General features: G+C 62.9%; 23 protein-coding genes and 1 tRNA gene. 8 read left to right on the forward strand and 16 right to left on the reverse strand.

What is annotated here, in order from left to right:
• Window positions 1-2: 2 nt before the first annotated feature.
• The gene (locus tag AB7G19_RS21045) at window positions 3-305 is read right to left on the reverse strand and encodes a hypothetical protein (protein WP_063983186.1); all 303 of its coding nucleotides are present in this window, start codon (window positions 303-305) and stop codon (window positions 3-5) included.
• A gap of 204 nt (window positions 306-509) precedes the next feature.
• On the opposite strand from AB7G19_RS21045, the gene AB7G19_RS21050 reads away from it, so the two are divergent.
• A complete protein-coding gene (locus tag AB7G19_RS21050) occupies window positions 510-725 on the forward strand; it encodes a hypothetical protein (protein WP_245344255.1) in 216 nt (71 codons plus the stop codon).
• A gap of 6 nt (window positions 726-731) precedes the next feature.
• On the opposite strand, the gene AB7G19_RS21055 is transcribed toward AB7G19_RS21050, so the two are convergent.
• A complete protein-coding gene (locus tag AB7G19_RS21055; RefSeq protein ID WP_441268052.1) occupies window positions 732-2,777 on the reverse strand; it encodes an acetoacetate--CoA ligase in 2,046 nt (681 codons plus the stop codon).
• A 204-nt stretch (window positions 2,778-2,981) separates the two neighbouring features.
• On the opposite strand from AB7G19_RS21055, the gene AB7G19_RS21060 reads away from it, so the two are divergent.
• Window positions 2,982-3,482, forward strand: a complete 501-nt coding sequence (locus AB7G19_RS21060; RefSeq protein WP_354123748.1) for a hypothetical protein — start codon at window positions 2,982-2,984, stop codon at window positions 3,480-3,482.
• A 66-nt stretch (window positions 3,483-3,548) separates the two neighbouring features.
• On the opposite strand, the gene AB7G19_RS21065 is transcribed toward AB7G19_RS21060, so the two are convergent.
• From AB7G19_RS21065 to AB7G19_RS21075, 3 genes are all read right to left on the reverse strand, one after another.
• The gene (locus AB7G19_RS21065; protein ID WP_063983188.1) at window positions 3,549-3,776 is read right to left on the reverse strand and encodes a hypothetical protein; all 228 of its coding nucleotides are present in this window, start codon (window positions 3,774-3,776) and stop codon (window positions 3,549-3,551) included.
• 152 nt (window positions 3,777-3,928) lie between these two features.
• Window positions 3,929-4,594: a hypothetical protein gene (locus AB7G19_RS21070; protein ID WP_231142044.1), complete on the reverse strand. Its 666-nt coding sequence runs from the start codon at window positions 4,592-4,594 to the stop codon at window positions 3,929-3,931.
• A 4-nt stretch (window positions 4,595-4,598) separates the two neighbouring features.
• Window positions 4,599-4,988 carry a hypothetical protein gene (locus AB7G19_RS21075; protein WP_063983190.1) on the reverse strand — a complete coding sequence of 130 codons (390 nt, stop codon included), beginning with the start codon at window positions 4,986-4,988 and terminating at the stop codon, window positions 4,599-4,601.
• 229 nt (window positions 4,989-5,217) lie between these two features.
• Here AB7G19_RS21075 and AB7G19_RS21080 point away from each other — a divergent pair, with 229 nt between their 5' ends.
• From AB7G19_RS21080 to AB7G19_RS21090, 3 genes are all read left to right on the forward strand, one after another.
• Complete coding sequence (locus AB7G19_RS21080) at window positions 5,218-5,943, forward strand: outer membrane protein (protein WP_354123749.1); 726 nt, start codon at window positions 5,218-5,220, stop codon at window positions 5,941-5,943.
• Window positions 5,944-6,133: 190 nt separating this feature from the next.
• Window positions 6,134-7,219, forward strand: a complete 1,086-nt coding sequence (locus tag AB7G19_RS21085) for an AI-2E family transporter (protein ID WP_063983192.1) — start codon at window positions 6,134-6,136, stop codon at window positions 7,217-7,219.
• Between the two features lie 97 nt (window positions 7,220-7,316).
• The gene (locus AB7G19_RS21090) at window positions 7,317-7,709 is read left to right on the forward strand and encodes an NUDIX hydrolase (protein ID WP_028152127.1); all 393 of its coding nucleotides are present in this window, start codon (window positions 7,317-7,319) and stop codon (window positions 7,707-7,709) included.
• 138 nt (window positions 7,710-7,847) lie between these two features.
• Here the strand turns inward: AB7G19_RS21090 and AB7G19_RS21095 are convergent, their stop codons facing one another.
• The 3 genes from AB7G19_RS21095 to AB7G19_RS21105 all read right to left on the reverse strand — a co-directional run bounded on the left by AB7G19_RS21095 (window position 7,848) and on the right by AB7G19_RS21105 (window position 9,351).
• A complete protein-coding gene (locus tag AB7G19_RS21095) occupies window positions 7,848-8,087 on the reverse strand; it encodes a hypothetical protein (RefSeq protein WP_441268053.1) in 240 nt (79 codons plus the stop codon).
• Window positions 8,088-8,264: 177 nt separating this feature from the next.
• On the reverse strand, window positions 8,265-8,507 hold the full coding sequence (locus AB7G19_RS21100; protein WP_208086959.1) for a hypothetical protein: 243 nt from the start codon (window positions 8,505-8,507) through the stop codon (window positions 8,265-8,267).
• Between the two features lie 673 nt (window positions 8,508-9,180).
• Window positions 9,181-9,351: a hypothetical protein gene (locus AB7G19_RS21105; RefSeq protein ID WP_167541702.1), complete on the reverse strand. Its 171-nt coding sequence runs from the start codon at window positions 9,349-9,351 to the stop codon at window positions 9,181-9,183.
• A gap of 217 nt (window positions 9,352-9,568) precedes the next feature.
• Between AB7G19_RS21105 and AB7G19_RS21110 the strand changes: the two genes are divergently transcribed.
• Window positions 9,569-9,937: a hypothetical protein gene (locus tag AB7G19_RS21110; protein ID WP_354123751.1), complete on the forward strand. Its 369-nt coding sequence runs from the start codon at window positions 9,569-9,571 to the stop codon at window positions 9,935-9,937.
• A gap of 101 nt (window positions 9,938-10,038) precedes the next feature.
• On the opposite strand, the gene AB7G19_RS21115 is transcribed toward AB7G19_RS21110, so the two are convergent.
• Window positions 10,039-10,209, reverse strand: a complete 171-nt coding sequence (locus AB7G19_RS21115) for a hypothetical protein (RefSeq protein ID WP_354123752.1) — start codon at window positions 10,207-10,209, stop codon at window positions 10,039-10,041.
• Between the two features lie 271 nt (window positions 10,210-10,480).
• On the opposite strand from AB7G19_RS21115, the gene AB7G19_RS21120 reads away from it, so the two are divergent.
• On the forward strand, window positions 10,481-11,149 hold the full coding sequence (locus AB7G19_RS21120; protein ID WP_441268054.1) for a hypothetical protein: 669 nt from the start codon (window positions 10,481-10,483) through the stop codon (window positions 11,147-11,149).
• A gap of 421 nt (window positions 11,150-11,570) precedes the next feature.
• Here AB7G19_RS21120 and AB7G19_RS21125 read toward each other — a convergent pair whose 3' ends face one another.
• The 3 genes from AB7G19_RS21125 to AB7G19_RS21135 form a co-directional block, all read right to left on the reverse strand.
• A complete protein-coding gene (locus AB7G19_RS21125) occupies window positions 11,571-11,729 on the reverse strand; it encodes a hypothetical protein (RefSeq protein ID WP_244623041.1) in 159 nt (52 codons plus the stop codon).
• 422 nt (window positions 11,730-12,151) lie between these two features.
• Window positions 12,152-12,439 (reverse strand): hypothetical protein, encoded by a 288-nt coding sequence (locus tag AB7G19_RS21130; RefSeq protein WP_166096631.1) that lies wholly within the window; start codon window positions 12,437-12,439, stop codon window positions 12,152-12,154.
• Between the two features lie 188 nt (window positions 12,440-12,627).
• Window positions 12,628-12,900 (reverse strand): hypothetical protein, encoded by a 273-nt coding sequence (locus AB7G19_RS21135; RefSeq protein WP_166096630.1) that lies wholly within the window; start codon window positions 12,898-12,900, stop codon window positions 12,628-12,630.
• Window positions 12,901-13,374: 474 nt separating this feature from the next.
• Here AB7G19_RS21135 and AB7G19_RS21140 point away from each other — a divergent pair, with 474 nt between their 5' ends.
• Window positions 13,375-13,572 carry a hypothetical protein gene (locus AB7G19_RS21140; RefSeq protein WP_354123754.1) on the forward strand — a complete coding sequence of 66 codons (198 nt, stop codon included), beginning with the start codon at window positions 13,375-13,377 and terminating at the stop codon, window positions 13,570-13,572.
• A 14-nt stretch (window positions 13,573-13,586) separates the two neighbouring features.
• On the opposite strand, the gene AB7G19_RS21145 is transcribed toward AB7G19_RS21140, so the two are convergent.
• From AB7G19_RS21145 to AB7G19_RS21160, 4 genes are all read right to left on the reverse strand, one after another.
• Window positions 13,587-13,865 carry a hypothetical protein gene (locus AB7G19_RS21145; RefSeq protein ID WP_354123755.1) on the reverse strand — a complete coding sequence of 93 codons (279 nt, stop codon included), beginning with the start codon at window positions 13,863-13,865 and terminating at the stop codon, window positions 13,587-13,589.
• Window positions 13,866-13,936: 71 nt separating this feature from the next.
• Window positions 13,937-14,012, reverse strand: a tRNA-Lys gene (locus AB7G19_RS21150).
• 327 nt (window positions 14,013-14,339) lie between these two features.
• On the reverse strand, window positions 14,340-17,009 hold the full coding sequence (locus tag AB7G19_RS21155; RefSeq protein WP_354112882.1) for a glycosyltransferase: 2,670 nt from the start codon (window positions 17,007-17,009) through the stop codon (window positions 14,340-14,342).
• 214 nt (window positions 17,010-17,223) lie between these two features.
• Window positions 17,224-17,820, reverse strand: a complete 597-nt coding sequence (locus AB7G19_RS21160) for a beta-1-3, beta-1-6-glucan biosynthesis protein (RefSeq protein ID WP_354265910.1) — start codon at window positions 17,818-17,820, stop codon at window positions 17,224-17,226.
• Between the last annotated feature and the right edge of the window lie 195 nt (window positions 17,821-18,015).

Here is an 18,015-nt window from a genome sequence, read left to right on the forward strand (position 1 = left end):
GCTCAGTCGCGCCGGCCACCGTCGATGACGGTGAACAGCGGCCGTGCCTGGGTCGGCTCGACCAGCAGTTCCTCCACCAGCGCGGTTGCCGCATCGACATATTTGCGCGTCGGTTTGTCGAGCTCACGTTTGGCCTCGTCGTCGAGCGCGACCTTTGCGGCCTCGACCAGCTTGCGCATGCGCGCCGCATGGTCGTCGCCCGCCGTCAGCGTCGCGCGCGCCAGCGAGCGCAGCACGAACAGCTCGCCTTCGAGGCGGAGCAGGCGGTCGTTGAGCCTGGAGAGGACTGCGTTGAGATCGGCCATAGCTGCTGTTCGTCGCGGAGGATCCATCCTGATCTAGCGGCGATCGGTGAACGGAATCCAAACGCCATTGGCGCAATTGGGTTGATCTCCGGCGTCTCCCGGCAGCAGCGATGCCGCCGATGTGAGACATCGTGACGGTGCGATGCGTCGTCCCAGCGTGGTTCCCGCACCACATGGAGCTCCGGGTGGACGTCTGGAGCACGTATGATGCGGTCTATCCTGGCTTTGGTCCTCCTGATTGCAACATGCGCGTCGGCGGCTGCCGCGCCGGCGCATCATGCCCGCCCGCGCCATCACGTCGCCGTCCGACTGCCCGAGGACGCGCCGGTCCCGCCCGGCTGGTACAAATTTCCCGGGTGGCCGCCGATCCCGCCGTCGGAGAACAGGAATCTCGATCCCTCCAATTTCGGCGGCGGTTGATCGAAGCTACGCCGCGGTTCGGGCGAGATAATCGCGGGCGAAGGCGAGATACCAGTCGAGGCAGGCGGGATTGGCCATCGCCTTCTTGTTGATGACCTTTTCGACGGGCTGGCCCAGCAGCAGCTTCTTGATCGGCAGCTCCTGCTTCTTGCCCGAGAGCGTGCGCGGGATCTCGGCGACGGCAAAGATCTCGTTCGGCAGGAATCGCCGGGACAGGCCGGCCTCGATCGCCTTGTTGATCCTGGCCTGCATTGCAGCGTCGAAGGCTGTCCCCTCGCGCAGCACCACGCACAGCGGCATGTAGCTGTCGCGGCCGAGATATTCGAGGTCGACGACGAGGCTATCCAGCACCTCCGGCAGCGCTTCGATCGCGGAATAGAGCTCGCTCGTGCCCATGCGCAGGCCGTGCCGGTTGATGGTCGCATCGCTGCGGCCATAGATGATGCAGGAGCCGTCCGGATTGACCTTGAGCCAGTCGCCGTGCCGCCACACCGGCCCGCGGCCGCTGCCGTCGAAATTGTCCGGATAGGTCTCGAAATAGCTGGAGCGATAGCGCGCATCGCCCTTGTCGTTCCAGAAACGGAGCGGCATCGAGGGCATCGGCTCGGTACAGACGAGCTCACCGACTTCGTCGATGACGGCGCGGCCCTGCTCGCTGAAGGCTTCGACCGCCGCGCCGAGCAGGCGGCATTGCATCGCGCCCGGCGTCTGCGGCAATTCGCGGTTGCCGCCGATGAAGGCGCCGGCGAAATCAGTGCCGCCGGAGATGTTCGCCCACCAGATGTCGGCCTGCGCCTTGCTGCCGTTGATTTTCGACAACGCCGCGAAGCGATCGTTGAACCAGGCTTGCGTATCGGCGCTGAGCGGCGAGCCGGTCGAGCCGAGGCAACGCAGCCGCGACAGATCGCCGGCCGCAGTGAGATCGATCTCGGCCTTGGCGCAGTTGGCGAAGAACGCCGCGCCGGCGCCGAAGAAGGTCGCTTTCGACTGTGACACGAACCGCCACAGCGTGGTCCAGTCCGGCTTGTCCTTGGTGCCGCCCGGGCTGCCGTCGAAGATGCAGCAGGTGGTGCCGCTGAGCAGGCCGCCGACCTGCGAATTCCACATGATCCAGCCGGTCGAAGAGTACCAGTGATAGCGCTCGCCGAACGAGTTCGCGTGGTAGGAGCAGCCGAGGTCGTTGTGCAGGCCCAGCAGCGCCAGCACCACGATGACGATCCCGCCATGACCGTGCACGATCGGTTTCGGCAGGCCGGTGGTGCCGCTGGAATAGACAATCCAGAGCGGATGATCGAACGGCAGCCAGGCCGGCTCGAACGCGTCGATCGCGGCGCCTGTCCTTGCGACGATGTCGACGAGCAGGGCGTCCGGTGCTGCGGGCGCGGTCTCGCTGTGCAGGATGACGTGCTCGACCGTCGGCAGCGATCGCCGCAGCTCGGCGACGACGTCCTTGCGATCATGCCGGCGGCCGGCATAGGTGACGGCATCGCAGGCGATCAGCACCTTCGGCTCGATCTGCTTGAAGCGGTCGATCACGGCGGGCGCAGCCATGTCGGGCGCGCAGACGCTCCAGACCGCGCCGATGCTGGCGCTCGCCAGAAACGCGATGATGGTTTCGGGGATGTTGGGCAGGTAGGCCGCGATCCGGTCGCCGGGCTTGATACCCCGATCCTTCAGATGCAGCGCGAGCGCCGCCGCCTTGCGCCGCAGCTCCGGCCAGCTCGTTTCGTTGAGCTTGCCGTCCTCGCCGCTACTGACGACCGCGGGCAGGCCGGCGGCGTCGGCGGCCTCGACATGCCGGAACACCTGCCGCGCATAGTTGACCTGCGCACCGGGAAACCACACCGCGCCCGGCATCTTGCGCTCGGTGATCACGGCCGCAAACGGCGTCGGCGATTGCAGATCGTAATAGTCCCAGATGCTGCGCCAGAAGCCGTCGAGATCGCGCACCGACCACTGCCGCATCTCCTCGTAATTCGCGAAGGAAAGGCCACGCTGCTCGGCGAGCCAGTTGCGGTAGAGAGCGATCTGGGGAACGAAGGGTGCGGTCATTGCGTGTCGGATTCTGTTGCGGGGAGGGGAGTCTAACCGGTGTCGCGGCTGAGCAGAAGCGTCAGTTCCTCATCCCTGCGTCACGGCAAAGCGCTCGCCGCCGATCCCGGCCTGATGCCGCGCGGCCGGCGCTGAAGCTGGCGTTCAAACGCCCTCAAAGCAAAAGCTGAAAAACAACCCCATACACAGTAGCGGAGCTATTGAATGCATTCGTCGTTTTCAGTTGGTGCCAAGCAGGTCCTTTTCGGACTTGTCCAACGCGAACAGCCTACCGATATCTCGATGGCGCGACGCATCGCCTCGTCCGGATTTGACACGTCGGGCAAAACTCTGGCAGAGTGGCATCATCGGAAATTCGTAACACCCGCGCGGGGAAACCTGCCGCGGGTTTTTTATGTCGCAGCAGTTGCCATGATCAAAGGATCGCTATTGTTCCGCACAGCGGCAGGGCTGACAATCGCAGTGGGAATTTTGCGTGAAGTGTTTTGCCCGACGACGGGCAAGGTGTCACTGCGAACTCCGTCGATGCATTGTGCGTCGTTGCTTCAACATTGTCATTGCGAGCGCAGCGAAGCAATCCAGAATCCCTCCGCGGAGGCGCTCTGGATTGCTTCGTCGCAAGAGCTCCTCGCAATGACGGCGAGAGTGGCGATGGGGTTTCGTAGCCCGGATGGAGCGAAGCGCAATCCGGGGTTCGTGCAATAGAGCGACACTGGTCCCGGATTTCGCTTCGCTCCATCCAGGCGACGGCAGTGAGAACCTTGCCTCGGCCTACCAACCCACTCCCGCCCACCGTCTCCCGAACACCGGCGGCTTGGTCTTCACCGCGGACCAGCCGAAGAAGTGATGCTTCCCCGACCAGGAGTGCACCACGCCACTGCAGATGCTGCATTTGAAGTGGCCCGAATGCGGCTCGGCGTGCTCTTCCCTTGTCGCAATGTAGTTCATGCTGCAACCGGGGCAGGTGAATTCTTCGATCGTCCAGATGCTGTTGGCCATTGCACCGCAATCACAGGTTAGGTCACGCTGACCAGCGTAGGATTCAGCATTTGCTTCGAAGTAAACCGAATGACGCAAAATCCGTTAATTCCGATTAGCCAAGTTGGCGACTTGCCGTCTGCCACGGAAATAGGACTGGCACGATGGCAAGGCTATTTGCAGTTGATCGCGAGCGGGCCGCTAGTTGGTGAGTTCGGCGGCAGTTTTAGCTCTTGGTTTCCTGCCGTTTTTAGGCGCAGTTCGGTCCATGTTCCGTCGATCATGAGGGGGCCCGCTGGCAGCGCGGACTGTGGAGTGCCGGGGATCGTGAGGCTCAGTCCCGGTGTTTGTGTACTGTGCGCCGAAAGTCCTAGCCCGATCAGCAAGGCTAGAAGAGCAAAAACCCCCGTTAGAGACTGCACGTTCAAGCGTTTCGAGACGGGGAGCGTTGACCAAGCGGTTTCGGTTGGGAACGTTCGTCCGTCGGCACGCTTATAGACCCCGCTGATTGCAGAGAGGCCGGCGCTCATGCTGATGAACAAGAGGATCACGCTGAAGGTGAAGAAGGCGACGGTCCAAGACAGCCACGGAACGCCATTAGAGCGCGTGAACTGAAGCAATGTCCCTGAAGCAACCAGAAGCGCGACAGCAATTGTGAGAAGCGTCTTAGCAGTCTCGACCGCCAGCTTCGTCGCTTCCTTCTTGTCGTCCGAACTTCGGCCGCCAAGGCGAGCCTTCGCCTCCGATAGAAAGGCATCTTGCGTCGTGACGTCGGGCCAAATCGTCGCTTTGTTGGCCTCCAAATGTGCAATTGCAGTCAGAGGATCGAAAGCTGGCACGGCGTCACCCCCACAAAAGATAAGTTGAGATGGTACCCCAGGCTGCGTCGATCGCTTTGATGACGTCGTGGGAAGATGCAAGTGACTCGCGCTTGTTGTTGTTCGTTGTTTTTACCAACTCATAGAAGCTATCCATCACCTGGGCATCCAGGTTCTGTGCTGTGAGAACGACGGTGCTATTTGGAGACGAGAGATTCCCCTGGCTCAATCGATCCTGGTAGGGTTGAACGATCATCTGGTCGAAAAGCGACAGCACGCAGAGCAAAGCGTCAGATCGAAATGTGGACATTTGGTTTTGCAGTAGGGCGGCTTTGATTTGATCGAGAACAGCTATGTTCCTCGTGTCGTAATTCATGAACAATTTGAAGTATGACTGCGCGAGTAAAGGATCCACGGTATCCTCCCCTTTGGAAATGTCCGAGTATAATATTTACCTTTAGTTGTATCAATGGCGTCTATCCCGCGCGAAGGCCTGGCCCCCCAGTGGAGCCGGTTAAGCTTGCGACGAGCGCCCGTCAGTCCAAATCGCGCCGCCGGTCGGTCCAAGCGCCCCCTTGATCGGACAGCTAGATTTCACCCCATCGCCCTGGTCGAGCAGGGCAAAAGTCATTGGGGGTGGGATCATGAGCAAGAAACTGATTTTGACAGCTGCGCTGTTGTCGCTGGCAACTCCGGCCTTTGCGGCCGACATCATCGAACCTGCGCCGGTGGTGAAGGCGCCGATCGTGCCGGCCCAGATCTTCAGCTGGACCGGCTTCTACATCGGCGCGCATGGCGGCGGCGCCTGGAGCAAATGGACCGGCATCGACCCGACCGATCCGACGGCGACCTGGAGCTCGGCCACGGCCAGCGGCGGCATCGTCGGGGGCCAGATCGGCGGCAACTACCAGATCAGCAATTTCGTGATCGGTCTCGAAGGCACCGGCGCCTGGTCCAGCGTCACACTCAATGCCGGCGGCCCGTTCGGTGGCGGTGCCGGCTTCAACCTGTCGCTGAAGAACGATTACATCGCCACGGTCGCCGGCCGTTTCGGCGTCGCCTTCGACCGCGTGCTGCTCTACGCCAAGGGTGGCGCGGCCTTCACCCGCGACAAGTATAGCGTCAACAACGGCCTTGCCGGCCCGCTCGCCGGTTCCGCCTCGGGCAGCTTCAATCGCACCGGCTGGCTTGCCGGCGGCGGCATCGAGTGGATGTTCATGCCGAACTGGTCGGTGCGGGCCGAGTACAACTATATGGGCTTCGGCACGATCACCGAGCAGCTGGTGACGACAGGCAATCTGGTGGCGACTCCAGCCAATGTGAAGCTGAACATCCAGACCGGCACGGTGGGCGTGAACTATCACTTCTGAGCGGACGGAGCGCCACCGCTCGGCCGACTGGACCAACCCGTTCGACGACAGCTGATGCCGCGCCGGGCGGCGCAGCGGTCCGATCCCTTGGGCCGCCGCAGGCCCGGTCGTCTTGACGCCGGATGCGCGGCTGGCAATAACGCTTTGCCGCGCAAGTGCCGGAACCCGCGTCAATGCCGCAAGGAAAGGCGTGCCCGTGAAAAGTCTCCGTCAGCTCCTGACGGGAGAGGACATCATCCAGCTCCTGATCCGGGTCGGCCTGCTTGGCCTGCTGATCATCTGGACCTTCCTGATCATCCGCCCGTTCGTGCCGATCCTGGCCTGGAGCGCCGTGCTCGCGGTCGCGTTCTATCCGGCCTTCAGCTGGGTCGCCAAGATCCTCGGCGGCCGCCCGAAGACCGCGGCCGCGATCCTCACCCTGATCACGCTCGGCATCGTCATTGGCCCGGCGACCTGGCTCGGCCTCAGCGCGGTGGACGGTGCGCGCGAGCTGGCGAAGCAGCTCGGCACCGGCGATCTCGCGCTGCAGTCGGCGCCGGAGCAGCTCAAGTCGTGGCCGGTGGTCGGCCCTTGGCTCTACGATCTCTGGGATCAGGCTTATAACAACATCCGTGCGGTGCTGCGCGAGGTCGCGCCCTATCTCCAGCCGCTGGCGGGACCCCTGTTGTCGCTTGCGGGCGATGCGAGCCTCGGCACGCTCCAGTTTCTGGTCTCGGTGTTCGTCGCCGGCTTCCTGTTTCCGCATGGGCCGCGGCTGGTTGCGGCCGGGCGCGGCTTCCTGTTTCGCATCGTGCCCGAGCAGAGCGAGCATTTTCTCGAGCTTGGGGGCGCCACCATCCGCGCCGTGGCGCAAGGCGTGATCGGCGTCGCCATCGTGCAGGCGCTGCTCGCCGGCATCGGCTTCAAGATGGCAGCCGTGCCGAGCGCCGGCCTGCTCGCCTTCATCGTGCTATTGCTGTCGATCGTGCAGATCGGCGCGTTCCTGGTGATCCTGCCGGTGATCATCTGGATCTGGACCGCCAAGGACGTCACCACGGCGCTGCTGCTCACCGTGTTTCTCGTCCTCGTCGGCTTCATCGACACCATGTTGAAGCCGCTGGTGATGGGGCGCGGCCTCACCACGCCGACCATCGTGATCTTCGTCGGCGTGATCGGCGGCACGCTCGCCCACGGTATCGTCGGCCTGTTCATCGGGCCGATCATCCTGTCGGTGGCCTGGGAGTTGATGATGGCCTGGATCAGGACCGAGGACCGGGCGGCGGCGAGCGAAAGCTGAGCTGCTCGCACGGGCTGTGGTCAAAGCGCCCCGCGAACTTGTCTATTCAACTAGACAAGTTACGATAGGGCGATTCTGTTTTCGATCTACGGCAGTAATGGCGAAGTCTTCCAAGCTGGTTGCCGCAAAACGCGGCAAGGTATTGTTGGTCAGACGGCGGTCGGACGGCCTGTGGATGTTCCCGGGCGGCCGCAAGCGTTCGCGCGAGTCCGACAAGGACTGCTTGCGGCGGGAGATCAAGGAGGAGCTGCCCAAGCTGAAGCTCGGCCGGATCAGCCTGTGGAAGGAAGTGACGGCCAGGAATAAGCGCTCCGGTCGCAAGATGAGCGACGCGATCTTCATCGCCAAGGGTGCCAAGGGCAGGCTCGAGATCGGCGACAAGAAGGAGATCGACCGCGCCGCCTGGCAGAAGCCGCGCGGCATCCGCCTGACGCCGACCTCGCGCTACATCCGCGATCGGCTGTTTCCGAGCAAGCCGCGGCGCCAGTGAGGAGGGGGGGCCGCGTCTTCGCGGCGCCGGTGCGACAAATCGCCCGCTGGTCCACAACACGAGCCCGAAATCGACAGATCATCGTGCGGTCAGGTCGGCCTACGGTCGTGGTCTGATCGAGACGGCCCCAGCTCGCTGCTATTGCTTGACCGCCAGCGTGTCCAGGCAGTGGTTGAGATAGACGGTGCGATCCCTGGGCAGCACCTTGTCGAGATCCGCCTTCAGTGCGCATTCGCGTTGCCGCACCTGCTCGGCCCGGCGCTTCTCGGCCGCCTCGCGATATTCGGGGGCAACCTTGTTGGGATCGACCAGCGCCTGCGCGCGGGCGGGAGCGGTCACGGCGAGCGCGATGGCGGCGATGATAATGAGCTGCTTCAAATGAGCCTCCGTAAAAGGGCTCATGCTAGCGCGAGGGTAGCGAGGGCTCAAACGGCAAGTACGGTGAGGCGACAGATCGCGCAGCCTGCGTCCGAGAGGCTGTCGGCGGAGTCGGTTTCGACGACCTGAAGTCGGCTATGTGAAATCGGCCAAGCGAAATCGGCCAGTGAAGTCCATTCACTTCGAGGCGTGGTCGATCTTGTGCACGAGATGCCCGGTGTCGTGATCGCGACGCAATTGGCTCAGCGAGGTCTCGTTCAATTGATGCAAGACCTCGCTGAGCGGCGTCGCATCGGGATAACCGGCCGCAAATGCCTTTCCGTAGATCTTCCGCAACGTACCGACCAGCGTGTTGCCATGCTTCTTGCTGATCGCGCCATCCTTGTCCCGATGGCGGCCGTCCAGGCCCGGTTCCTTCATGTGGTTCTCCCTGTGCGGCGTCTTGAGCGCCTGGAGAGAGCGTGCTCCCAAACGAATTGGTTGGCAACGGTGCGGCGCGCGGGAGTTGAGCGGCGGTTCGCTCCATCGCAAGAGCGTCGCGTTCGCGCTTCGCTCTCCTAGCTGTGAAGCCGCGTCAGATCGCGGTGGGACGGTCGGCGTACTACATCAGCGGAAGCGGACTCGATTGGAGCCGATATGATGCGTCTAGTTTTGGCCCTGGGCCTCTTGATCGTCTTGTGCACGTCTGCAGACGCCGCGCACCACGCTCGTGCGCACAGTCCTGCGACACGCCATCCTCCGGTCGATCGTTTCGGCACGGAAGCGAATCCTCGCGTGCGCTTCGCGGTCCCCGGCTGGAGCGATGAAGCAACGGCGCGCTGGCTCAATAATGCCTCGTCCAACGTCGGCCGAGGCGGATAGCTATACCCGGACGCGGTACGCGAAGATCGGCGGAGCCGTGTGAACCAGTTCACACTCGCGCTTCGAGACCGGTGCTATGAAGGCCTCATTGCTTTTACCGATTGATATTTTGAAAACGCCCCAGCGCTCCCTACCAGGCGCTGGGGTTTTCATTTCGATCGCGGTCACGGCCACGGCTCGCGAAGCGTGATCGGGCGGATGATTTCTGAAAAGTGCCGAGGGGCGGGCGCGACTAAGCGGCTTGCTCCTCGAACGAGGTGTAGACCTGCCCAGCCGGATCGACGATCTGAACGTCCCAGCACCCGTCTTCGACGAGCTCTCTGGCCTTCTTGAGGGCGGCCGCGAGTGACAGCCGCTTGAGGCTGACGACGCCTGCCGTGTCGAAACCGCTGATTTCAAACATGCCGTTCCTCCGGTTTTCCTGAATCTTACACCTTTCGAGGGCGTTGTCTCCCGGCTTTTGTGGCAAGGCCCTTGGAACTGCAGACAGCTGCAGCGTCCAGTGCAGCGCGGTGGCCGCCGTCGTGCCATCGGCCGACCCTGATGGTCGTGGCGCTCTCGTCGCGTTCAGGCGTCATTCCGAGGGGTTGTCTATCTTGCGGCCTTGGAGGACCGCTTCGATGTTGATCACCACTATTGCGACAATCCTTGCTCTTCATGGCGGTGCAACGGCGCCTGCCGCAGCTGTCGAACGCCCGCTCGAGGTGCAGTATCGCGGCGTACCGAGGCATCCGCCGCCGTGCGGCGATCATTGGGATCAGAGCGCCCGCGACGGGATGTGCTATCCCAACGGCTATCTCCGTCCCGAAGACCAGGCGGCGCTGCAGGGATACTATCAGGGCCCGCGGCCTTACTATGGAATGCGCCGGCGTCCGGTGCCATGCGGCCACCGCGCTGACGTCGATATCCGCGACGGTGTCTGCTACCCCAACGGCACGGTTCCACTACAATTCCAGGACCGGCCAGAGAATTATTATCGGCGGTACTGAGAGACGGGCCGTCAGGCGTGAGACCGGGTGTGCTCCGGATCAGTGTGCTCCTGATCAGCGTGCTCTTGATGAGCTAGCCGCGGAGCCGGTCCAGCGCTACGCTAAGCGGCCTGCTCCTCAAACGAGGTGTGTACGCGCCCGGTTGGATCGACGATCTGAACGTCCCAGCACCCGTCTTCGACAAGCTCTCGGGCCTTCTTGAGGGCGACCGCGAGTGACAGCCGCTTGAGGCTGACGACGCCTGCCGTGTCGAAACCGCTGATTTCAAACATGCCGTTCCTCCGGTTCTCGTGAATCTTACACCTTTCAGGGGCCTTGTCTCTCGGCTTTGGTGCTTCGAAGCAGGCTGCCGCGTGACTCATTCCGTCCCTTCGCCCCCCGTAATCGGCCGGGGCGGCCGGGCCTGCCAGGCGGCCATGTCGCTAACGTGGAATTAATCCAAAATGCCCACAATTTTAGGCAGTTGTAGGTGGGTGCTGCGTAGAGGAGCCGTCGCGAGGACGTTCCGGCGTCGGCTTCCTGTTGCTCGCTCATTTGAGGTCAATGGACATGACCACGACATCCGAGGCGCAAGGCCTCGTCGAACAACTCGACCCCGCGGCGCTCGCGCTCGCAGTCGCAGCACTCGAGCCCGCAGCCCCGGAAGCTCCGGCATCGAGCAAGCGGTCCAGCCGGAAATCGGTCCTGGCACTGTCGGTGTGTGCCTTGGCCATCAATGGTGCGGCGGCGATCCATACATTGCCGGCCGATCTTCCGTCGCCGAATCTCAGCAGTCTGGCTGAACTGCTTCCGCGCCGGGAAGCTTCCGCGCCAAAGGCGGATCCGGTTGTCGCTGCCTTGAAGGACATTCAGTCGGCCCAGCAGCAACACACGGCTTCGCTGCAGGAGAACAACCACGCCTTGCAGCAAAATGCAGCCCTGCTGCAGCAGGATTCAATGGTGCTGTTGTCTCTGCGACAGAGCATCACGGACGAACGGGTGGATGTGAGGAAGATATCTTCACAGCTGTCCACGCTCATCGCGAAGGTCGACACGCTGCAGAATGCAATGATGTCGGACGTCACGTCCTCGATCCGAAAAGCGAACGCGCGCTATGGACTGTCGGCCGCGATGCGGAAGCGGATGGTTCGGCAGTCGAAGTCTGTCGGGCCGGTTTCAGTTGGGGGAGCGCCGCTGAGTGTGCCGGCTGCGACGTCGGCTCCGGAAAGCTGAAGATAGTTCAAGCGAAGCAGTTGGCAGTACTGGCCCTCGAGTTCACGTTGGCCGGTCTTCTTGTCATGCCAAGCAGGACACGATGGCAAGCACGACGTCTGCGCTTAGCTCCCCTGAGTACATCGTGAAAAGGATGCCAGCGCCAAGAACAACAGCAGAGACCTTGAGAATAATCATTTTGAGATCCCCTCGTGGGTGACGAGACACTGGACCCGGATTGTTTCCTGAGTGCTTCGCGTGATGCGGCGAACGGTTTCATTCACCGAGACGTTATCCGTGAGGGGCCGCTCCACTTAGAGGCCGCAACAGGGGCTGCTGCGCCCCGATGCATTTTCGAGATCAAGCCCGGGGGGCATCGCAATCGAGCTGGCGCGCGCCAACGGTGACTTCAAAACTCTCTCGCGAGAGCGAGCGCGGGGTCTCAGTTGCTCCGTTCCGACCTCCAGCCGGTTTCCCGATGTGAAATGGTGGCGGTGATATCGACGTCTCTGCCGGCGGACTGGCGCCAGGCCGCCACGCCGAAACACACCGTCAGCGTCAATGTCGTCAGCAATAGCAGCACCGACAGAAACTGGCTCACGCATACCCCCAAGCAAGATCACACACGAGGGCGCGCACATCTGGTTGATTCGGAAAATGCAGTCCGACTGACCTAGGGAGCGTTTTCCCCAAGGTTGCAGACCCGTGGACCAACACTCGTAGCCCTTGAGCCACCGCGCTCAGGATCCGGCTCCGCACGCACCAGGCTTCTGCGCTTCACAAGAATTGGCCGGCTATTGCCGTCGCCACGGCATAAGCTTTGGCTGGATGCTCGATGGCAGCCTCGCCGGCCGTCGCTCTATGATAGAGGCGATTGTTGGAGGCGGTGACTTTACAGCGCTGTAGATCCCGTCCGACCGACCAAATTGGAATCGCAGCCCTAGATCTCGCGATGGAATTAGCTGGCAACGCAGCGAAGCGCTGACCCGCCGGTTCGCGCTGGCGGCCCCCCTTTAGAATTCGCTAGTTGGGGGGGCTGCCGCTCTTGGCCTTGGACGAATGTTTCACTACCGGTTTGGCCGGCGTGGCCGGCTTCTTCGCTTCGTCGCCGCGGGCAGTTCCCCACGGATCGACTGCCTTCTGGTTGGGAACATTGCCGAGGGAGCGTTGATAGGCGCGCTCGGCCCGAATGTCGTCCGCCTTCTCGGCCTCCGTCTTGTCCTTGGACTCGCCGTACATTGGAACATGGTCCTGAGCCAATGCGGTCTGTGCGATCAGGGCGAACATGACAGCGACGGCGATTTTGCGCATCGAGAAACTCCCGGTTCTGTGACTAGCATAACATCGCGCCGATTGCGGCATCAATGCATCGGAGCGGCGTCCGGTAACGGCTGATGACGCATCGCCGCCGGTTGAAGCGGTAGAGATAAGCCCGCCGACTCACAAGGTCGGCGGGGTTCTCTTGCGGGGCAGGCTAGTCATCATCCGCCGACGAGCCGTTAGTTCGCTAGTTGAGCGCGCGCCTGTTTGACATTGCGTGAGACGACACGATCGTAGGCCGATAAAGCGGCATCGGTCGCTAACTCAACCATTTCTCGATAGGCGCCGTCGTTCGTTTGAGTGAAGCTTTCGTGGATTGCTCTGGCAAGCTGTTCGTCTGAAACGGCGTCTCCCGGGGCCGCTCGTCCGGTGAGTCGGCTATACAGATTCAAGCGATACACGTCGGCGGCGATTTGCCAGGCCCAATCCTCCAGTCCCAGTTGTTGAACCACCCGGTCGACCCCTTGCTCTACGCGCAGAAAAATTGGGGTAGTCGACGCTGGGCATAGAAAAAACTAACTCAGGTTAGAAAAAAATCTGCCCTACAAATTCAGGTGGAAGCCGCCGCTCGAGGCGCGCGCCGGTTCAGGCGCTAACAAATACGCCGCCGGGCTCTAATACATTGTCCCGGCGGCGGTGTTCATTTCCAGCCCCGAGATGGGAACTAACAAAAACCTCGGATAGAGATTTTACGTACGAAACCTGGGAAGGTTTCAGGCTGCCGGTTCACGCTGGCGGGCCTTGGCAGGCCCTGCAAACTCCTGTTGATGTGGCCGAGGAAGCTGTCACATTACTTTGACAGACAGGTGCCAATTTGGAAGGCGCTGGGATTTCAGAGCCCAGACCGGAATACGCGGCGAACGCTGCCAAGCGAATATATTCCGCTTGTGCAGCGTTCAGTATCCTCTCAATTTCGGGAGTTCGGCGTGTTTGATGCTGAAATGACTGCGCTGCTCAGGGCGGTGCTCGATGAAGTTTGCGAAAATATTCCTGTAAGCGAGACGGGCGCCAGAGCGTACGTTGCTTCGAAGCTGCTCGATGCCGCGGCACATGGACAGTTCTCAACCGACGCGTTGAAAGCAGCGGGTCGCAAGGCCCTGAGCCCACCAACGATGTGGCGCTGATTATCCGCTCCACATCACTCGATCACATCGTATTCGAAGGCGACGCCCTCCGGGTCGTTCTCCTCAAACCATCGTTCCGCGGCGCCCACCGTCGCGAAGACCTTGATGTGATCGATGTCGCCGACCTGCTTGGGGTGTTGCGCCGGCCCTAGTGGGGCTCTTTCGCGCGCATGGAGCGCATCTGCCCGGATCTGGCGGACGGGGAGGGCGCGCTGCCGCTTGAGCGCGCCGGCCTCATGGCGATCGCGCGCAATTGCCGCGCTGCCATCCTCGACGCTCTGATCGGCAATCAATTTGCCAACACAGTGCCCTCACACGGCTTTTTCGGTCGGCTTGTGATTTCGCTTAAGTTATTGTTTCGGCTTGGTGAGCGCGCTGGGGCTCGAACCCAGGACCCCGTGATTAAAAGTCACGTGCTCTACCGGCTGAGCTACGCGCTCCCATGGCCGCTGATGGCTTTCAAGATCGATCGCCATCGTCTTCGGACATTCGAGAAGCATGTCTTGCCGCTGCCTCAACTGGCGTCGCGGGGAAAAACCGGCTGTTTCCGGATCATGCTTTCGGCCCGCGCTGTGTAGGGGGACGGGGCGCTGAGGTCAATAGTGCGAGTGGCGGCCCAAACTCTTGGCGGAGGCGGGGATTCGCTCGCGCTTTCCGCCGCTTAGGCCAGAATTTTCAACTCGATTGGCGGCCCGCTATCCACGCCGAACAGCGCCGGTGGCTTGCCGGCGCGGAGGTTTCACCCGCGCCGAGAGGCCGTTCGTTCGTCAGTTCGCTTCCCGCCGGACCTCGCTCGGCACCGGTTGCGGCGTGCCGGCGGGGGTCGGCAGCGCAACCGGGCGCAGGCCGATCAGCTCGGCGGTGCGGATCGCGCTGTCGCGCCAGAACTGGAACGAGTTGATGCGGCTGAGCTCGAGGATCGCGATCGCGACCGCGGCCAGGAACGGCAGGCTTTGCAGCACCAGGACGCCGGCGAAGATGTAGATCTCGGTGATCTGGCGATAGCTGTTGGAGGCGATCAGCACGCCGGCGCCGATCACCAGCAGGGTGCCGATGACGGCCTCCCAGAACGCCTGGAACTCGATCGACATCCTGGACAGGCCGCCCTTGGAGGTGCGCGCGAACGCGATGTGCTCGGTGATGAGACCTTGTGCCACCGCGCGCGACACCGTCCATTGCACGCTCATCGCGGCGATCATCGCGCCCATCATCTGGCCGGGTTTGATCGCGACGCGCGCGCGGTACATCGACAGGAAGTGCGCGAGCGAGACGATGAAGGCGCCGATGATCGGCAGGGTCAGGATCTTGTCGGGGATGGCGATGTCGGCGAAAGCGACGATCGGCACCCAGATGAGGTTGAGCAGCGCCACCACCACGCCGAGGCTTTCGGCGCCGAGCCAGTTCAGCCAGCCCAAGCCATATTCGCGCTTCTGGTCGGGCGTCAGCCGGCTGCGGCCGGGCAGGAAGTGCCGCCAGTGCTTCTTCACGATCTGGAGGCCGCCATAGGCCCAGCGGTGACGCTGCTTCTTGAAGGCCTCGTAGGTGTCGGGGAGCAGGCCCTGGCCGTAGCGGTGATTGGTGTAGTGGGTGGTCCAGCCGAGCTCCTGGATCGCAAGGCCGAGATCGCTGTCCTCGCAGATCGTGTCGGACGACCAGCCGCCGGCCATGTCCATCGCGGCGCGGCGGATCAGGCACATCGTGCCGTGCACGATGATGGCGTTGGCTTCGTTGCGCTGGACCATGCCGATGTCGAAGAAGCCGGCATATTCGCCGTTCATGATGTAGTGCATGATCGACAGGTCGCCGTCGCGATGCTCCTGCGGCGCCTGCACGAGGCCGACGCGCGGGTCGGCGAAAGCCGGCACGAGGTCCTTCAGCCAGTCGGGATCGACGACATAGTCGGCATCGAGGATGCCGATGATCTCGGCATCGACGGCGGTGCGGTCCATCGCGATCCGCAGCGCGCCGGCCTTGAAGCCCTGCACCTTCTCGGCGTTGATGAACTTGAAGCGTTCACCGAGCGCGCGGCAATGGTCCTGGATCGGCTGCCAGAACGCGGGATCGGGCGTGTTGTTGATGATGACGACGCATTCGTAGTTCGGATAGTTCAGCCGCGACAGCGCATCGAGCGTCTGCTTCAGCATCTCGACCGGCTCGAAATAGGCGGGGATGTGGATCGAGACCTTCGGGTAGTAATTCTCGGGAACGTTCTCGACCGGCTTGGTCTTGGAGAGCAGCCGCTGCGGCGGCCGGCCCAAGGCCACCGCCGCGATCTCGTCGACGCGCGCCATCGCGATGAGGACCAGGGGAACAAGCAGGATCATGCCGAGCGTGAGCGCGAAGGCCGAGCCGAAGATGAAATAGTGGTCGTTCCAGAACGCGAACACCGTCGCGGCCCAGGCGCCGACGCCGTTGGCGGTCGCCGACAGCAGGAACGCCTGCCTGGCGGTCGGTTGCTCCAGCCGCAGGATCGGCAGCGACAGGAGGATGCCGACCAGCAGCGCAATTCCCATCAGCTTCCAGTAGTCGGGATTCTCGACCGGGCCGGTCCAGGCGAATTTCGGCTCGCGGCTGGCGTTGAGGATGCCCCAGTACGGGCCGACGCCGCCCTCGAAATATTTCCAGGGCTGATCGATGGCTTCGACGATGTTATATTCCATGCCGATGGCTTCGGCGCGGCTGACGAAGTTGCGCAGGGTCAGCGCCTGCTGGAACGGACCGGGGTCGGCGTTGCGAAGGTTGTAGCCCTGGCTCGGCCAGCCGAATTCGGCGATCACGATGCGCTTGCCCGGGAACAGGTTGCGCAGCAGGTTGTAGCGATCGACGGCCTGGTCGACGGCCTGGTCCGAGCGGAAGTTTTCCCAATAGGGCAGCACGTGGGCGGCGATGAAGTCGACGTTGGAGGCAAGGTCGGGATTGTCGCGCCAGATGTTCCAGATCTCGCCGGTCGTGACGGGCACGCGGACCGAGCCCTTCACCTTCTTGATCATGTCGATGAGGTCTTCGACCTTCTGCTCGCCGCGGTAGATCACCTCGTTGCCGACCACGACGCCGACGACGTTGCTGTTCTTGCGGGCGAGTTCGATGGCGGCCTTGATCTCGCGCTCGTTGCGATCCTTGTCCTTGTCGATCCAGGCGCCGACGGTGACCTTGAGGCCGAACTCGGCCGCGATCGGCGGCACCAGCTCCACGCCGCCGGTGGACGAATAGAGACGGATCGCGCGCGTCATCGTCGACAGCGTCTTCAGGTCGGCGCGGATTTTCTCGACGGTGGGGATGTTGTCGATGTCGGGGTGCGCCGCGCCTTCGAACGGGGCGTAGGAGACGCTGGGCAGCAGGCCCTTGAAGTCGGGCGCGGGTTCCTTGTCGCGCAGGACTCCCCAGATGCCGGCGTGAAGCACGGACACAAGCAACAGAACGGCGGCGACAACGCGCATCGCGGCTAAACCAAAAGGGGCTGAGGTGGCAGGGAAGCGGATCCGACCCCGAGATCCGACCGAGTCCGCGGCAAATGGAGCATACCTCTGCCGCGCGGTTTCACAACTGTCATGGCCTCATGACCGTATGAGGGCATGACAGTTTCGGAATGTGCGGCAGTGCCAACCGCTTCTATCGCCGATCGTTCCTGAACGGCGGCTGAAACGATCGCGGCTATTTCGAGGGCGCCGGTGTCGGGCTTGCCGCAGGCGCGGGGCTCGCGGCCGGCTGCGGGGCCTGCGAATTGCCCGTGGTTGGCGCCGCCGGCTGGGAGGCGCTGGCTGACGCCTGCTGCGGCTGGGATGCCGGGTTGATCCAGCAGGCGTGCACGCGGCTGTCCAGGGTCTCGGCGACCTTGGGATCGATCTGGCCGCCAAAGCGGGTCAGGCAGCGGAAGGCGGCCTGGATGTGGCCGCCGGGGCAGCCGAAGCGGTCGTAGAGGTCGAGATGGCGGAACGCGGTATCGAGGTCGTCGCGCCACATCAGCCGCACCACGCGCCGGCCGAGCCAGACGCATTCGGGGTTGCCGGCCGGGCCGTTGATGACCTGGGCTGCTTCGGCGAACTCGTCGGTGCGGCGCTGGTTCTGGGCGGCGTCCTTGGCGGCGGCATCGGCGGGCTGGGCGGCTGCCTTGCCCTGGTCCGGGGCGGGCGTGCCGCTCTGGGCGGAGGCGCCACCGAGACCGACCATCACGACCAGGGAGGCGACGGCCAAGGTGGCGGCGAACTGCCGCAGGACCGCATTTCGTAACTCGAACACCCGTTGCCGCATGAATTCCCCAATATATCAGCTGACCGCCCGCGCCAGGACCTCGCGGACTCGCCGGTGATGGCGTCCAAATGGGTCCCCAATGCGGCGGCAAAGTCCTGCCGAGTCCATGACCTGAATTTGAAATTTTGTCCAGCAAAGTCACGATCCTAGGCCTCTGTCGAACGGCCGCAGGTAAATTCCTCGGGGGAGGGAAGG

The organism is Bradyrhizobium sp. 215_C5_N1_1, assembly GCF_052075935.1.
Classification (GTDB): domain Bacteria; phylum Pseudomonadota; class Alphaproteobacteria; order Rhizobiales; family Xanthobacteraceae; genus Bradyrhizobium; species Bradyrhizobium barranii.

Excerpts from the sequence above, each read along its gene's own strand:
- AB7G19_RS21065 (WP_063983188.1), bottom strand. The coding sequence starts at position 3,776 with ATGGCCAACAGCATCTGGACGATCGAAGAATTCACCTGCCCCGGTTGC.
- AB7G19_RS21100 (WP_208086959.1), bottom strand. The coding sequence starts at position 8,507 with ATGAAGGAACCGGGCCTGGACGGCCGCCATCGGGACAAGGATGGCGCG.
- AB7G19_RS21120 (WP_441268054.1), top strand. The coding sequence starts at position 10,481 with ATGGACATGACCACGACATCCGAGGCGCAAGGCCTCGTCGAACAACTC.
- AB7G19_RS21130 (WP_166096631.1), bottom strand. The coding sequence starts at position 12,439 with ATGCGCAAAATCGCCGTCGCTGTCATGTTCGCCCTGATCGCACAGACC.
- AB7G19_RS21115 (WP_354123752.1), bottom strand. The coding sequence starts at position 10,209 with ATGTTTGAAATCAGCGGTTTCGACACGGCAGGCGTCGTCAGCCTCAAG.
- AB7G19_RS21055 (WP_441268052.1), bottom strand. The coding sequence starts at position 2,777 with ATGACCGCACCCTTCGTTCCCCAGATCGCTCTCTACCGCAACTGGCTC.
- AB7G19_RS21160 (WP_354265910.1), bottom strand. The coding sequence starts at position 17,820 with ATGCGGCAACGGGTGTTCGAGTTACGAAATGCGGTCCTGCGGCAGTTC.
- AB7G19_RS21155 (WP_354112882.1), bottom strand. The coding sequence starts at position 17,009 with ATGCGCGTTGTCGCCGCCGTTCTGTTGCTTGTGTCCGTGCTTCACGCC.
- AB7G19_RS21080 (WP_354123749.1), top strand. The coding sequence starts at position 5,218 with ATGAGCAAGAAACTGATTTTGACAGCTGCGCTGTTGTCGCTGGCAACT.
- AB7G19_RS21045 (WP_063983186.1), bottom strand. The coding sequence starts at position 305 with ATGGCCGATCTCAACGCAGTCCTCTCCAGGCTCAACGACCGCCTGCTC.
- AB7G19_RS21105 (WP_167541702.1), bottom strand. The coding sequence starts at position 9,351 with ATGTTTGAAATCAGCGGTTTCGACACGGCAGGCGTCGTCAGCCTCAAG.
- AB7G19_RS21050 (WP_245344255.1), top strand. The coding sequence starts at position 510 with ATGATGCGGTCTATCCTGGCTTTGGTCCTCCTGATTGCAACATGCGCG.
- AB7G19_RS21060 (WP_354123748.1), top strand. The coding sequence starts at position 2,982 with ATGCATTCGTCGTTTTCAGTTGGTGCCAAGCAGGTCCTTTTCGGACTT.
- AB7G19_RS21090 (WP_028152127.1), top strand. The coding sequence starts at position 7,317 with ATGGCGAAGTCTTCCAAGCTGGTTGCCGCAAAACGCGGCAAGGTATTG.
- AB7G19_RS21110 (WP_354123751.1), top strand. The coding sequence starts at position 9,569 with ATGTTGATCACCACTATTGCGACAATCCTTGCTCTTCATGGCGGTGCA.